The sequence below is a fragment of the Nostoc sp. genome (genome assembly GCF_036916575.1).
Taxonomy (GTDB): domain Bacteria; phylum Cyanobacteriota; class Cyanobacteriia; order Cyanobacteriales; family Nostocaceae; genus Nostoc.
Window position 1 is genome coordinate 118,514 of the sequence record NZ_JBALGC010000123.1, and the last position, 14,752, is coordinate 133,265.

A 14,752-nucleotide genomic window follows, 5' to 3' on the forward strand; every position below is an offset into this window, starting at 1 on the left:
GCAAGGCGATTAAATAATAGTACATTTACTGAGAATGACTTCCAACCCATTTTGTACTTGCTCAAGTTCTTCGCGCTTTTGATAAATCCACATCTTTTCAGCCTCACGTTGTTCCAGAGTTTCGTTGTGAGCTTTTTCCTGTTGTTCTAGGAGATTTTCGTAAAGTGCGATCGCTTGTGCAATGACTTGACTGGCTGATTCAACTCGGTTTTCAAAGACTGAGCCAACTATTTCATCTAACTTCTCAGAGAATTTATCCATTGACTCATCGAATTTTTCAAATCCTAGTTCAATTACTTTCCCTTTTATTTGGTCTTTTAGTCCATCAAAATCTAGCATTCCTAAACCAAACGAACCAGCTATTGCAGCAGCTAGACTTGCAACAACTACGGCAATAAATCCAAGCCCTGAAAATACCATAAATCCAGCAGCTAAAGCACCAATCCCAAGACCACCACCAATTCCTCCCATTCCCGTAAAGTCATCATTTATACCATTAATTGAAAGTTTAAGTTGTTGACCTAAATTTGTTTGTATATGCATATCTATACTTTGAAATTCACTTTGAATTGCATTTAGCTCATAAGCTATTTTTGCATCTAAATCCTCAATAGTTTTGAGCAAAATGACATCTCTAAGTTTTGTATTACCCCATATATCTATCTCTCGTGACACAGTTTCAGTAAATTGATTTATGTAGTCTTGAATGAGTTTGTCTTGACTAACAACAGGACTGTGTAATGAATCCCAGTGTTTACTTTGATGAGTAATATTTTTTTTGAGTTCTTCACGCCACTTAGTCCATGACTCACTAGCTTTTTTAATTACTTCTTTTTTTTGAATTTCTGCGAAACTTTTAATTTTGACATCTCGCCCACTTGCTTCTCCTATTTTTTCAAATATTTTCTGCTTTTCTGCTTCAGAAATTTTAATTTTACCCTTTGATATATCCTCAAATTGATACAATCCATCTAAATTTATTTGTACCACCTTATTTATTTGAGTAATAAAATACTTGATTTTTAGTTTTCCACCACTGTCAAAATTCGGAAATTTATCAATTATCACTCCCAGGAGCACCGTGACTAAATTTCCCAGAAATATCACGAGCGGCGTGATATTTTTTTGAATCAGCTTTTGTCCGGTAATCTGTGACAATAGCTCAACCGTCTTAGAGCGAACCAGTGAAGTATCCATAAAGTATATGAGGCGATAGAGTTTTTCAAGCTTAGTATGCCCAGATTTAGACAAAATTAATAAATATCCCGAATAAATACGGTTATCTTTGCTTTTTTATACCAGTTAAATTCAAGAAAATTAGCTTTTAGCAACTTATGAATATGCTGTTCCAATTTCCGCCTGGAATTCAAGCTGGTATTGATGCTGGGAAATATCTACAAGTCTCTAGCAATGGAGTACCCTTAAGCATAGCTAGAGATGCAGTCACCGGGCAGTTTGTTGGCCATGCTATTGGTGCTACAGTCAACAACAGCCCTTTATCTCCACTGGTAACTGATTATAATTTGATTCCGAGTAGGGAAGGTTTGACAGCAGTACTGAAGGGATTGCAAACTATACAAACTAGCTTGGGTGTGCTGCAAGCAACTACAGCCTTGATTGGTGTGGGAACAATAGCAGGTGTAGCGTTGACAGCAATCAACCTACACCAAACAATGAAATTAAGAAAAGAAGTAGAGCAAATGAGGCTGGAAGTCAAAAACGGTTTTATTGACTTGAAACAAGCCTTAAAAGACCAAGGATTAGAAATTAGACAAATAATTGAACAAGTAGCCCAAGATATCAAATTTGAACAGCATCACATAGCTTTAGTGAGGGCGTATGGAGTGTTTATCCAGGCGATGAACCGCTTCCGATCAGCGATGCAATTGCAAGATTTCAGCCGGAGAAACGCTGAAATTGATGGCGTCAGGGGAATGTTATTTGCGGCTTTAGCAGATTACAGCAATCCCCATCTACTAGAAGAAACCTGTGCAGCTGGCCAACTACGCAGACTCGAATGTGCTTGGGCAATTGAACAGGTGATTGTTGCAACTTATCAAGTGCAGAATGAGGTTTCAGCAGTGAGCGATCGCCTGTCTCATCTCCAAGATAAAATCTCTCAAGATGCTCTCACTGTGATTAATCGTTGCGAATCACATGATGAGCTTGATTTTCTCTTTCCTGAAATTATTCGCATTAAAAATCATGATTTAGCAGTATTGGATTCGTGGCAAAATCATGTTGATTGGATACAATCGCTTCCTTCATCAGATTTAAAGCTTTTAAGTAGCGCTGATTTTAATAGTCTAGAGATTCACTACTCTACAATTAATTTAGCAGAACCGCCAGAACAATTAGTATATGAGAGTTTAACTGAAAAATCTCATTTCTATTCGCTTCGTGACCAGTTACTATTTATCTTCGAGCCTGAACTACGTCGAGAGTACGAATTTTATATTAGTGAACAAGCTGTAATTACTGGTTATCAAACATTAGTTACATCTAATTTGCAGCAGGCATCAGACTTAACTGTTGCTAATCTTTATTACTACTTTAACATTAGAGATAAATCGAAAAATGAGACAGAGGTAGTTTCAGCTAACTAAAACGCCTACGGCAATTCTTGAAATAACTATTTTTTAAAGTCTGCGTAGGCGGACTTTATTTGTTGGTAGCTGCGATCGTAGCACTTATTAAGAACTGACCTCTTGAAAGTCATCAAGTTTGACCTACGCGGACTAACAGAAAAACTCAGGCGCTTACTAGTGGGATTGTATATTAGGGGTGTAAACACGTTGTTTGTCCGTCTCTAACCTAGTTCCAAACTTGTCACAGCAAAGACGCGATTAATAGGTAAATTAGGAATTTCTTTAGTGTACATCCGAGCAGTTTGAGAGACTGGCTGCAATTGGTAACGTTGAACTAGGTTAATCGCTTGTAGATTTGCATCCGGCACATCCAAAAATACTGGAGCATGAGGATTTTGTGCAAGCAAGGCTTGAAATAAAGCTTCAGCAATCTGTTCGTCATTAGCAAACAGTGGTCCAATCCTAAAACCTGTGTGGGCAGACCGGATAACTCCGTAACCAACAAGATATCCATTTTTGAGAAACCCTAAGGCAGTACTTTCTGGCTGTTCAATCCAATGTCGCAGAAACAGCGATCGCTTAGAAGGAAAAAGTTGGCGATCGTAAGCCACCAACTCTTCAAAAGGCACTGTTTTCAGTTCCACGATCCCAGCAGGCACAACACCGCCACCCACCCCTTCATAACGAATATGGTTATAAGCGATTTGGAAACCAGACTTTTTGTAGTTATCTTGTTGAGCTAATGCACCATCCAAACCGATGTTACGGTCAGCACCTAGATAGTCTATTGCTGTCTTCCAAATTTTTATACCCAACCCCTGCCCACGAAACTGGGGTTTCACAATGTAAAAACTTAGAAAGCCGAAGTGTGCATCGTAAGCAACAGCAGAAATGCACCCCACCGGCTCACCATTCAACTCGCCCAATAAAAAACCGCTCTCGTCAGTTTGATAAATAGATTCAGCATCATAGCTTCCTGGATTCCAACCTTCGCTTGCTGCCCAAGCAATCGCCAAATCCATTTCCGATCTTTTCATTAGGCGGACGATGAAATTGTCAGTAGTCATAATATCTTCTTACTACTAGGCTGTTAACTATTTAACTTCGCTTTCGCAAACTGAGTGATCACTGTTAATATTTTTATGGCAAATTAACAATTGCACGCGTGATCGCCACCCTTTGTTGCTGTCCCCCAGAAAGTTGATTGGGTTTGTTGTTGAGGCGGTTTTCCAAACCTACTCGTTTTAAAGCTTCACAGTAGAAGGTGCGGAATGTAGGTTGATATCAACAACATCGCGTGAATTTCCTGCAACGTTACATTCCATCACTAATTCAGCGATATACAACTTTGCGTTATCAGAAGTGTATGCCATTGTTCATAAACCTTATAACTAAATGGTATGATTTTGAACTGAATACTGAAAACTCTATCTAAAGCAGATTCTATCTCAGTTTCCCTCTGCAATTGTTTGCCCTCCCCTTCCGAATCCTGGTCAGAGCCTAAAGTGAATTTATTTTTTCAAAAAAATATTTTTTTATTGATAATGTTATACCGAAAGCCAATAAAAAAGTTACAAAAATTCATCCAAAAACAAAGTTATTTCCATATAGGGGTTTTCCTGGCAACTCTGTTGAGCATCATCATATTGTTCAGTTGGGTAGCACTCTCACAGCAACCAGTTACCCTCAATATATTAATGACTGCTCCTGATGCCGAACCTTGGAGGCAGGGTTTAATTAGAGACTTTGAGGCTGAGAACCCTGGTATTCGCATTAACCTAGTTGAAGGGCCCAATGCCACAAATTTGCTCGAAGACCTATATACCTCATCTTTTATCTTGGGTGAATCCCCTTATGACCTGATTAATATGGATGTGATCTGGACATCCAAGTTTGCTGCTGCTGGATGGTTACTACCCCTAGACGATCGCATTTCTAAAAAAGAGTTGGCAGCATTTTCATCACAAGATGTAGAAGGGGGACGTTACCAAAACAAGCTGTACCGCATTCCAGTGCGTTCCGACGTGGGAATGCTCTACTACCGGGAAGATTTAATTAAACAAGCAGGGTTGAAACCGCCCGAAACCTTTGATGATTTGATTAGAATTTCCCAAATTTTGCAGAAGAAAAAGGAAGTGAATTGGGGCTATCTTTGGCAAGGTCGCCAATATGAAGGACTTGTGGCGATGTTTGCGGAAGTCCTCGATGGCTTTGGTGGCTTTTGGGTTAATCCCAAGACGCTCGAAGTTGGACTAGATCGACCAGAAACATTACAAGCCATTGAGTTTCTGCGTAGTACCGTTAAGGAAGGCGTTTCTCCTCCTGGAGTCACGACCTACCAAGAAGAAGATACCCGACGCTTGTTTCAAAGTGGTAAAGTAGCGTTTTTACGCAGTTGGCCCTATGCGTGGCCTTTAGCCCAGGCAGAAAATTCGCCAATCCGGGGCAAAATTGCAATTAAACCGATGGTTCATGCTCCTGGTAAGACGGGAGCCGGTTGTTTAGGGGGCTGGGGTTTAGGGATTGCGAAATCCTCTCACCATCCTGAAGAAGCTTGGAAAGCAATTCAGTATTTTACCAGTCAAAAAGCACAGCGTCGATTCATTTTCAGTGCAGGCTATGTGCCAAATCGCCGGGATTTGTTTACAGACCCAGAGATTGTTGCTAAATACCCCCACTATCCGCAGTTATTGCAGGTCGTGGGCAATGCAGTTTTACGTCCGCCGATCGCCCAATATGCTCAGACATCAGATATTTTGCAGCGTTATCTCAGCGCCGCCTTATCCGGTCGGATAAATCCTGAACGAGCAATGCAAGCTGCTGCTGCTGAAACGCGGCGACTGCTGGCGGCAGGGGGCAAGGGAGTTAGAAGTTAAAGCATTGGCTTAAAGACTCGTTCCATCTACCTTGGATAGTCATTCATCCACCTTAAAGACTTATTAATCCACCTCAAAGACTCATTAATGGAGTTCAAAGGTTCATTAACGGAGTTTAAAGACTCATTAATGGAGTTCAAAGGTTCATTAATGGAGTTCAAAGGTTCATTAATGGAGTTCAAAGGCTCATTAATGGAGTTCAAAGGCTCATTAATGGAGTTCAAAGACTCATTAACGGAGTTCAAAGGCTCATTAATGGAGTTCAAAGGCTCATTAATGGAGTTCAAAGGCTCATTAATGGAGTTCAAAATCCCCAATCCCCAATCCCTTATAACAAATGACAAATTTACATACACTCAGAAATCGAGAACAACAGACAGCCTGGATTTTACTAACACCCGCATTACTGCTGCTGTTGTTTGTATTTGCCTACCCGATTTTACGAGCATTTTGGTTAAGCGTATTTACTAAAAATTTGGCAACAGAGCTACAACCTGTATTCTCTGGTTTGGAGAATTATGTGCGGATGGCGGGTGATGGTCGTTTTTGGCAGAGTTTGTGGGCGACAATCGTGTTCACAACAGCATCAGTAATTTCAGAACTACTGCTAGGACTAGGGATTGCCTTAGTTCTCAATCAGGCGTTTCTTGGACGGGGCATAGTGCGTACAACTGCAATTATCCCTTGGGCTTTGCCTACTGCTTTGATTGGTCTGGCGTGGTCTTGGATTTTTAACGACCAGTTTGGGGTTGTGAACGATATTTTGCTGCGGTTGGGGCTGATTAAGACTGGGATTAATTGGTTAGGAGATCCAACGCTGGCGATGATCGCAGTAGTTTTTGCTGATGTTTGGAAAACTACGCCGTTTATTAGTATCCTGTTGCTAGCTGGGTTGCAGTCGATATCAAAAGACCTCTATGAAGCTTACTCAGTCGATGGAGCAACTGCTTGGCAAAGTTTCCGCAATATTACCCTGCCATTACTGCTGCCGCAAATCTTAATTGCAGTGCTATTTCGGTTTGCTCAAGCTTTTGGGATTTTCGACTTGATTGCTGTGATGACTGGGGGTGGCCCTGGTGGCGCTACGGAAGTGGTGTCATTGTACATTTATTCCACAGTGATGCGCTACTTAGATTTTGGTTATGGAGCAGCCCTTGTAGTAGTGACATTTTTAATATTGATTGTGGCGGTGGCGATCGCTAGTTTCTTGCTTAACAAATACCGTGCCAAAACATCAGGAGCTATTTAACCCATGAGCATAACTCCACAAGCAGTTTCAACGACTCCAAAACAAACAGAGGGAACAAAGTTTTCTCTAAAAAAAATCTTGCTGTTTATAATAGTTGCCTTAGTGATGCTATTCAGCCTAGCGCCAGCCCTATGGCAATTGCTGACCTCGTTTAAAGTGAATGAGGATATTGCCGCCGTTCCTACTGTCTATTTCCCCACACGATTCACTTTCAATCACTACATTGAGTTATTTACCCGTCGCCCATTTTGGCGCTACATCTTCAACAGTGCCTTTGTGTCGATTACTTCTACAGCTGTAGCTTTAGCGATCGGCGCACCTGCGGCTTATGCTCTGGCACGGTTACGCCCTTGGGGTGAACGAGTTATCCTCGCCAGCGTTCTAATCGTGACCTTATTTCCTGGAATTCTGTTGTTCTTAGGACTGTTAGAAATTATCCAGGCGCTTAGATTGGGCAACAATTATCTGGCGCTGATTATACCCTATACTGCGATCAATTTGCCGTTAACAATTTTGGTGCTTAAAAGCTTTTTTGAACAATTGCCAAAAGACTTGGAAGATTCTGCTAGAGTCGATGGCTACAACACCTTTCAACTACTGTGGCAAATCGTGCTGCCTATGACCCTTCCCGCCTTGGTGACTACTGGAATCCTCACCTTTATTTTTGCTTGGAACGAGTTTATTTTCGCTCTCACGTTTATGACGCGTGAAGAGTTGAAGACAATTCCCGTTGCTGCTGCTCAGTTGGGTGGTGCGACAATATATGAAATTCCCTACGGCCCGATCGCCGCTGCTACTGTTGTGGGGACGTTACCCCTGATTTTACTAGTTTTGTTTTTCCAGCGCCGGATTGTCCAAGGTCTTACCGCTGGTGCTGTCAAAGGATAAAAATCAAAATGGCTAAACTCGAACTCAAAAACTTGAATAAAACCTACAATCCTAAAGTCATTCCTGTCAAAGACGTTAGTTTAACTGTAGAAAACCATGAGTTTCTGACTTTACTTGGCCCTTCTGGCTGTGGTAAATCCACCGTCCTACGCATGATTGCGGGTCTTGAAGAACCAACTCGCGGTCAGATTGAAATTGGGGATGTAGATGTTACCTATAAACGAGCAGCCGATCGCAACATTGCAATGGTATTTCAAAGCTATGCACTCTATCCCCACATGACGGTGTACGAAAACCTTGCTTCTGGACTGAAGCTGAAAAAAGTATCACCTACAGAAATTAAACAGCGAGTGGCAGAAGTGGCAGAAGTTTTAGGATTAGCAGAGTTAATGAACCGCAAGCCTGGTCAAATGTCGGGAGGTCAACGGCAGCGGGTTGCTGTCGGTCGGGCTTTAGTGCGTAATGCTAATGTCTACCTGCTGGATGAACCTTTAAGTAACCTGGATGCACTGCTGCGGGAAAGAGTCCGAGCCGATATCAAGCAAATTTTTGCAGCCCAAAAAGTGCCAGTTGTCTACGTCACTCACGACCAAACAGAAGCGATGACGCTCTCTACGAAAGTTGCATTACTCAACGATGGCTATGTCCAGCAACTTGACCCACCTGACCGCATCTATAACCATCCAGCAAATCTATTTGTAGCTGGATTTGTTGGTAGTCCGCAAATGAATTTGCTGACTCTACCTTGTAAAGGAAAATACGCGATCCTGGGTAACTTTCAAGTGCTTCTCCCAGATATACCAACTGTACCACCGCAGATTGTTCTAGGAATCCGCCCAGAAAATGTCCGCATTGCTCAACCAGGTGATACCCAGACTATCCAAGGGCGAGTGTTTTTAGTAGAAAACTTGGGTATGCACTATTTGGTCAGTGTCAGGATTGAAGGTTCACAAACCGAAGCAATTACAATACGTGCTTTGTTAGCAACAGACCAAAATTGGAGTGGCGAGGATATTACACTAGCATTGCCCCCTGAGGATATTCACTGGTTTGATGTTCAATCTGGCCATGCTCTTGTTAAAAGACAAATGTTAGGTGTCAGGAGTTAGTACTACAGTTGTAGATACCTATAGATAGCCCAACTCCTGATTGGCGTTGTACCAAATGAAAAACGCTAGTTCAACTAGGGAGCGTATGAATGTAAAGTTTTAGTAGTAGATATTAACGAATTGTGTCCAAAAAACTTTCACTCTGAGCGCCGGCTGACGGCGTTGGCGCAGCCCGCTGTAGGCATCAGAACTTCGGTGGGAATAAGAGTTTGAGAGGTTTTTGCGTAAGTCCTATTTACATGACCAGATTATTTTCTTAACTGAACTGTATTGGGTTATATATACGCCCTTAGCTCAACTTTACCTAAATTACTTTTGTTTAGTTGACGATGAAGCTATTTTGAGAGTAATTATGTATTCAAGTAATATTTGCCGTACTCTGTAAGCAAACTAGTTAAGCAGTGCTAAGATTTATACTGAAATCTTTACTTACATAAATATCACTGATGAAACTTAAAAATTTTTTACAACAGTCCCAACAAGTTACCAAATTCTTAGAACGAAAAACTCCCGTTGTGTCGCAACAGGAGCTAACTAACACTTCTAGTGAATCGAACAATGCTTTTAAGGAAAGATTATCATCTCCTTGGATTCGGTATCTGCTACCACTTACAGGATTAGGAGTGTTGTTTAGTGTAGTTGCAGTTTATACAGGAAATTCTGCTTATGAGCAATGGCAATATATGCAAAGATATTTAGAAACTGATAATGCTTATGTTACAGCAGAGATTAACCCTGTGACTACTCGTGTATCAGGAATAGTCACTGAAATTACATTCAATGATAATCAAATGGTACCTCCAGACATGGTATTAGTGAAACTTGACAAAAGCAACTATCAATTATCTTTGGCACAGGCAAAAACATCTTTAGAATTAGCTAAACAGCAAGCAAGATTGGCACAGGAGAAAATTCCAAAAATTGCTATTGAGATTCCATTACCTCAACCAGTTGCTGAAAATGAAAAAGCTCAAATACAACAACAAGCTTTCATAAAAAAAAGAACTTTACAAGCACAAGTTCTTAATCAGCAAAAGAAGATAAATGAGCAACAATATAAAGTAGCGTTAGCCACTTTTACTCAAAAGCAGCTAGAGGTAAAAAAAGCCCAACTGGAGTTGAACTACACTAACATTACGACTTCGGTCGGTGGAGTAGTTGCAAATAAAAACGTCCAAGTAGGACAGCAGGTGCTTCCAGGACAAACTCTTTTATCAATAATACAGCTACGTCCTTGGATTATTGCCTATTTTCCCGAAAAGCAGTTAGAAAAAATACAGCCAGAGCAAAAGGTAAAAATTACAATCCCAGCCTTTGCTAATCACCAGTTTCAAGGCAAGGTAGATAGTATTGCCTTCATCCCACAAGATAATCTGACAAGCAATTCGGCTTCCAGTAATTTACTACATGAAATTCCCGTCAAGATTCTGTTTGATAAATCAAGTATTCAAGGTTACGAATCTCGATTTACTCCGGGAATGTCAGCAGTTGTCAAAGTTGAAACTAAGTAAAACTTATTCAAAAGAGGCAAAAGTGTCGGCACTTTCAAAATTGGACAATCAACATATTGGGTAGCAGACGTGACTTCAGGCAATCCAGCCCAATCGCTCCCGCCAACAACAGCGATTACAGCAACAAAAAGATTCACAAAGAAAAAGCCCACACGTTTCAAACCCAGAAGGTTGCTCTCAATAGGAACATGCGTCCTTTGCCTTCGCCTGTCTTGAAAAGTGACGCTCCTCTAACACAAAAGGCGGGAAACGACGCGATACACTTTTGGCTGCGGCAAGCCGAGTCAGCGTCTACGTTATTTCAAACACCCTCTAAGTCAAAATACCGTATTAAAATAAACTTGCACATTTGGGATGCTCCCTTTGAAACCAACTTTTGGGGTGTTGTCCGCGTTACCAATGCTGTTTTGCCAGTTATGAGACAATAGCATAGTGGGCATAATTATCAATATCAGTTCAGTAGCGGGATTGATTGGCGCACCAAAACAAGGTTTTTATAGTGCAAGTAAGTTTGCACTCGAAAGTTATAACGATTATCGAAGCTTTTGCAGAGCTTCAAGACTCCCGTCGCCGAGCGGGACAACGTTATAAGCTACCATTATGCCTAGCGTTATTCACCCTTGCGCTCGCCGCAGGAGAAAATAAAGGGTTTTTAGCCATCGAAGATTGGTTTGAGGCATTCGAGCAAATCCAACCCGGAGCGATGGCGCAAGCGCCTGCTGTAGGCGATCGCAACGCACTGGATACTAATGGAACGCAGTTTGTGGCAAATTGAAAACTACCAAAACAAAGGTTTTTGTGCTTTTAGTTTTGTTAATTTTAAATGCGTTTGCCCTGATCCCCTGGTGGGTGAGGCAACTTAATTACAGCTTACATTTGAAACATTTCTATTTGGCACCACTAACCTTATAACTGCGTCAACTATCTTGCAGCTAAATTACTGTATCAGTTTTCCTGGTCTAGCAATTTAACGTTTATATGGAATGAAATATAACTAATTAACCGACGTTGAGTAAGTAGAAGTAATGACAACTCAGTTTTGGGAAAAAAGCAGAGAAATGAATACGACTCTAACTAACTTACTATTTAAGCCTGTAAACAGACGGGTACAGCTACGTGTAGCGAGTCAACAGACATGGCCTTTGATTCCTCAAGCTTGGTGGCTTTTAAAAAAGCGTCTGCTGCCATTATTATGTCTGATATCATTCTTTGCGGTATTGCAACTCAACAGCTTTGCCCCTGCTGTTGCCCAGCTACCTCCTCAACTTCGTCAGGAAATTCGGGGCGTGTGGCTAAGTGGTAACGATTTCAGCGTTTTCAGAGATCGTTCACAGGTGCTTGCAGCCATGAGTCAACTGCGGCAGTTAAACTTTAATACTGTTTATCCCGTAGTCTGGAATGATGGTTATACACAATACCCCAGCGCCATAACGCAAAAAATGGGTATCCCCTTTTTCTTCAAGGGAACAGATGGACAAGATGTAATTGCAGACATTATCACTCAAGCCCGTAGACAAGGGCTACTAGCAATACCCTGGTTTGAATTTGGTTTCATGGTTCCTCTAACTTCAGAACTCGCATCGTCGCATCCAGATTGGCTAACACAAATGCGAGATGGGACTCAAACTTCAATTAGTGCTGCGGGTGAAGTAGCGTGGTTAAATCCCTTTCACCCCGAAGTGCAAAAGTTTATCCGCGAACTCGTCATGGAAGTTATCACTCAATACGATGCTGATGGCGTTCAATTTGACGACCACATGAGTTTACCTGTGGATTTTGGTTACGATAAGTACACGATTAGTCTATATACTCAAGAAACTGGGAATCCTCCTCCACCCAATCCCCAAGCTCAAGCATGGATCAAATGGCGGGCAGATAAAATTACTGCATTCATGGTAGATCTCCACCAAACTGTAAAAGCCAGAAAACCGAATGCCATTTTCTCACTTGCTCCCAATTACTATGATTTCTCCTATAAGATACAACTGCAAGACTGGCTGAACTGGGTACGGTTGGGTATTGTCGATGAGTTGATTATGCAGGTATACCGTAATGATTTAAAAAGTTTTATCGCTCAAATTACCCGTCCAGAAATTTTAGAAACACAACAAATCATCCCAACTGGTATCGGTATTATGGCGGGGTTACGAAATCGCCCAGTTTCCATACCACAAATCCAATCTCAGGTAGAAGCAACGCAACAACGTGGTTTAGGTATCGGCTTTTTCTACTACGAAAGCCTTTGGGATATTGCGCCTGAACCAGCAGCACAACGACAGTCAGCATTTGCGGCTCTTTTCCCAAATTCAGCGTTGCGCGACATCTCTCAAAATACACCCCGCAAGCCAACTTTTGACACCATATCCTTACCTTTATACACAAAACCTTCTCTCGGTCAACGTGTTCGCGGCTATTTTCTGGAAGTAGCGATCGCAAATGGTCAGCCAAGACGTATTTTATTCGATACAGGGTCAGCAGGGCTAAGAGTTCCCAAAGAGTTTTTAGGTAATGCCCCGATCCGCACAACAGGTCAAAATATTAAGGAGGTATTAAGTGATGGTACTATCTTGGAGGGAGAATTAGTTTATACTAATGTCCGATTTGGTTTGATTCCCACCGCAGAACCTGTTCCGGTACAGATTGTTACTAGTCGCCAATGTACTGCCCAAAAACCTAAATGTTCAGCAAATACTGGTCTGCCATTTTCTGGTATTGTCGGTGTCAACTATTTTGAAAAGTCACTTCCTTATAACCCATTGAGAAAATTACCAGGCAATCTGAGTAACGGATTTATCGTGATTGGAAATGGTGGTAGTAACAACAATGGCAGCCTACTTCTCGGTTTAACAGCTGAGAATCAAGCAGGTTTCAAAATGGCTTCTTGGAGTCAACAACCCGAAATTAATAATGTACCCGGTAACAGATGGGACTCTCGACTGGGCAAAGTTTGTTTAACTATTGCTGGGAATTCTGCTAAAAATTCTTGTAATGGCAGAATGATTGCTGATACTGCAACTATTAATGGTTTGACTGAATTCAAATCAGCTTCTACAGCAGGTAAACTCAAACCAGGAGTATTAGGTTCAGCAAATGCCGTGAAAGTAGCAATAAATAGCATTTTTGATTACAGTCTGATTCCAGGAACCCGTGACGGATTTAATCGCTGGAATTTAAGTATCTCGCCACAGGCAGAACCGACTATATTTGTAAATCCTGGAATCGCATTTTTTGATAAATACGATGTCCTCTTTGACCAAGTTAATGGAAAACAGGGTTTTCGCAGTCGGCGGTAACAAGAAAGTAAAGACTTGCTCCCTCAGATAGTGTTCAATTAATTATCTGTGAATAGGCACTTGCCCGCTCATAAAGATCCCAGCCATCACAAGTCTACATCCACCTCCATATATATCGATGACAACTATAAAACTTAGAGAGCAAACTTTACTTTATTCTTGCTCTGATTCAATAATTCGCGCGAAAAAATAACCACTACCTCTTGCTGTCAATATAAATTCTGGGTCATTGGGGTCGGATTCTACCTTTGTCCGCAATCGCGAGATATGCACATCTACCACACGGGTGTCTGTATGAAGCTCTGGTACAAAACCCCACACTTGGTGTAACATCTCTAATCGAGAAAAAACTTTTCCAGCATTGTTTACTAACAACTCTAGTAAGCTAAACTCCACACCTGTCAACCGAATCCGCTGATCGTTTTTATGGACTTGCCGCTTATTTGTATCGATTTTGAGATTGCCTAGATGGATGATTCTAGAATCAGGAATAGCATTGATACTGGTTTTATGGAAGCATCGCCGTAGTATACAGGCAATTCGAGCTTCTAGTTCTTTGGGGGAGAAAGGTTTTGTCATGTAGTCATCAGCACCTAATTCCAGCCCAGCAATGCGATCTGCGACATCTGCCAAAGCTGTAAGCATAATAATTGGTACATCTGACTCTTTCCGTAATTCTTGGCATACTCCATAACCATCTAGCTTTGGCATCATCACATCCAAAACTATCAAATCAGGAGCCTCTTGACGAAAAGCTGACAAAGCTTCTTCGCCATCGTTAGCTGTAACTACATTGTAGCCAATCATCTCTAGACGCGTCTGTAAAATCCGGCAGATGCTGGCTTCGTCATCTACTACCAGAATTTTTTGTTTATCACCTTCTAAATTTCTCAACGCTGTTCCTCCACAGCGAGAACTCTTAAGCTTCCATTATCTGCTTATTAGGAGTCAAAAACACAAAATTGCCTTGGACTTGCTCTAAAGCAGTAATCTAAAAAAAGAGTTCAATAAGTTAAAGATTTCTTTATGTTGGCATCGCGGTACATGAGCTACCTAAACTGGAGCAATCAGTACCTCAATTTTATGATGTTGCAGAACGGTGGGATGAATTGGGGCAAGCTCTTGAGGCAGGGGAAATATTGATTATTTGGCTATGGGTAACAATCAAGGCTGCGATTATCAATAATTTTTTGGGCAATCTAAATATAGCCCTTTTTTCTGTTTAGCGATTGTTTAAG

The 14,752-nt window shown here is 41.4% G+C and carries 12 protein-coding genes and 2 pseudogenes; 10 read left to right on the forward strand and 4 right to left on the reverse strand.

What is annotated here, in order from left to right:
* Nucleotides 1–9 precede the first annotated feature (9 nt).
* Complete coding sequence (locus V7L29_RS27665; protein WP_334737459.1) at nucleotides 10–1,251, reverse strand: hypothetical protein; 1,242 nt, start codon at nucleotides 1,249–1,251, stop codon at nucleotides 10–12.
* Nucleotides 1,252–1,340: 89 nt separating this feature from the next.
* On the opposite strand from V7L29_RS27665, the gene V7L29_RS27670 reads away from it, so the two are divergent.
* The gene (locus tag V7L29_RS27670) at nucleotides 1,341–2,606 is read left to right on the forward strand and encodes a hypothetical protein (RefSeq protein ID WP_334737477.1); all 1,266 of its coding nucleotides are present in this window, start codon (nucleotides 1,341–1,343) and stop codon (nucleotides 2,604–2,606) included.
* Nucleotides 2,607–2,809: 203 nt separating this feature from the next.
* Here V7L29_RS27670 and V7L29_RS27675 read toward each other — a convergent pair whose 3' ends face one another.
* Both V7L29_RS27675 and V7L29_RS27680 read right to left on the reverse strand, forming a co-directional pair.
* Nucleotides 2,810–3,655: a GNAT family N-acetyltransferase gene (locus V7L29_RS27675; protein ID WP_334737460.1), complete on the reverse strand. Its 846-nt coding sequence runs from the start codon at nucleotides 3,653–3,655 to the stop codon at nucleotides 2,810–2,812.
* 76 nt (nucleotides 3,656–3,731) lie between these two features.
* Nucleotides 3,732–3,842, reverse strand: a pseudogene (locus tag V7L29_RS27680) (ATP-binding cassette domain-containing protein); the annotation flags it as partial.
* A 290-nt stretch (nucleotides 3,843–4,132) separates the two neighbouring features.
* Between V7L29_RS27680 and V7L29_RS27685 the strand changes: the two are divergent.
* The 9 genes and pseudogenes from V7L29_RS27685 to V7L29_RS27725 all read left to right on the forward strand — a co-directional run bounded on the left by V7L29_RS27685 (nucleotide 4,133) and on the right by V7L29_RS27725 (nucleotide 13,514).
* The gene (locus tag V7L29_RS27685; protein WP_334737461.1) at nucleotides 4,133–5,464 is read left to right on the forward strand and encodes an ABC transporter substrate-binding protein; all 1,332 of its coding nucleotides are present in this window, start codon (nucleotides 4,133–4,135) and stop codon (nucleotides 5,462–5,464) included.
* Nucleotides 5,465–5,801: 337 nt separating this feature from the next.
* Complete coding sequence (locus V7L29_RS27690; protein ID WP_334737462.1) at nucleotides 5,802–6,713, forward strand: carbohydrate ABC transporter permease; 912 nt, start codon at nucleotides 5,802–5,804, stop codon at nucleotides 6,711–6,713.
* Nucleotides 6,714–6,716: 3 nt separating this feature from the next.
* Entirely contained in the window at nucleotides 6,717–7,601 is an 885-nt protein-coding gene (locus V7L29_RS27695; RefSeq protein WP_334737463.1) for a carbohydrate ABC transporter permease, read from the forward strand.
* 8 nt (nucleotides 7,602–7,609) lie between these two features.
* Nucleotides 7,610–8,710, forward strand: a complete 1,101-nt coding sequence (locus tag V7L29_RS27700) for an ABC transporter ATP-binding protein (RefSeq protein WP_334690268.1) — start codon at nucleotides 7,610–7,612, stop codon at nucleotides 8,708–8,710.
* Nucleotides 8,711–9,156: 446 nt separating this feature from the next.
* On the forward strand, nucleotides 9,157–10,221 hold the full coding sequence (locus V7L29_RS27705; protein ID WP_334737464.1) for an HlyD family secretion protein: 1,065 nt from the start codon (nucleotides 9,157–9,159) through the stop codon (nucleotides 10,219–10,221).
* Nucleotides 10,222–10,277: 56 nt separating this feature from the next.
* Nucleotides 10,278–10,649, forward strand: a complete 372-nt coding sequence (locus V7L29_RS27710; protein ID WP_334737465.1) for a hypothetical protein — start codon at nucleotides 10,278–10,280, stop codon at nucleotides 10,647–10,649.
* Between the two features lie 4 nt (nucleotides 10,650–10,653).
* Nucleotides 10,654–10,704 (forward strand): annotated as a pseudogene (locus V7L29_RS27715) (hypothetical protein); the annotation flags it as partial.
* 16 nt (nucleotides 10,705–10,720) lie between these two features.
* The gene (locus tag V7L29_RS27720; protein WP_334737480.1) at nucleotides 10,721–10,996 is read left to right on the forward strand and encodes a hypothetical protein; all 276 of its coding nucleotides are present in this window, start codon (nucleotides 10,721–10,723) and stop codon (nucleotides 10,994–10,996) included.
* A gap of 250 nt (nucleotides 10,997–11,246) precedes the next feature.
* Complete coding sequence (locus tag V7L29_RS27725) at nucleotides 11,247–13,514, forward strand: glycoside hydrolase family 10 protein (RefSeq protein WP_334737466.1); 2,268 nt, start codon at nucleotides 11,247–11,249, stop codon at nucleotides 13,512–13,514.
* A 153-nt stretch (nucleotides 13,515–13,667) separates the two neighbouring features.
* Here V7L29_RS27725 and rpaB read toward each other — a convergent pair whose 3' ends face one another.
* Nucleotides 13,668–14,408 (reverse strand): response regulator transcription factor RpaB, encoded by a 741-nt coding sequence (gene rpaB / locus V7L29_RS27730; RefSeq protein WP_334690262.1) that lies wholly within the window; start codon nucleotides 14,406–14,408, stop codon nucleotides 13,668–13,670.
* Nucleotides 14,409–14,752 lie beyond the last annotated feature (344 nt).

Excerpts from the sequence above, each read along its gene's own strand:
- V7L29_RS27670 (WP_334737477.1), top strand. The coding sequence starts at position 1,341 with ATGCTGTTCCAATTTCCGCCTGGAATTCAAGCTGGTATTGATGCTGGG.
- V7L29_RS27675 (WP_334737460.1), bottom strand. The coding sequence starts at position 3,655 with ATGACTACTGACAATTTCATCGTCCGCCTAATGAAAAGATCGGAAATG.
- V7L29_RS27685 (WP_334737461.1), top strand. The coding sequence starts at position 4,133 with ATGTTATACCGAAAGCCAATAAAAAAGTTACAAAAATTCATCCAAAAA.
- V7L29_RS27690 (WP_334737462.1), top strand. The coding sequence starts at position 5,802 with ATGACAAATTTACATACACTCAGAAATCGAGAACAACAGACAGCCTGG.
- V7L29_RS27695 (WP_334737463.1), top strand. The coding sequence starts at position 6,717 with ATGAGCATAACTCCACAAGCAGTTTCAACGACTCCAAAACAAACAGAG.
- V7L29_RS27700 (WP_334690268.1), top strand. The coding sequence starts at position 7,610 with ATGGCTAAACTCGAACTCAAAAACTTGAATAAAACCTACAATCCTAAA.
- V7L29_RS27705 (WP_334737464.1), top strand. The coding sequence starts at position 9,157 with ATGAAACTTAAAAATTTTTTACAACAGTCCCAACAAGTTACCAAATTC.
- V7L29_RS27725 (WP_334737466.1), top strand. The coding sequence starts at position 11,247 with ATGACAACTCAGTTTTGGGAAAAAAGCAGAGAAATGAATACGACTCTA.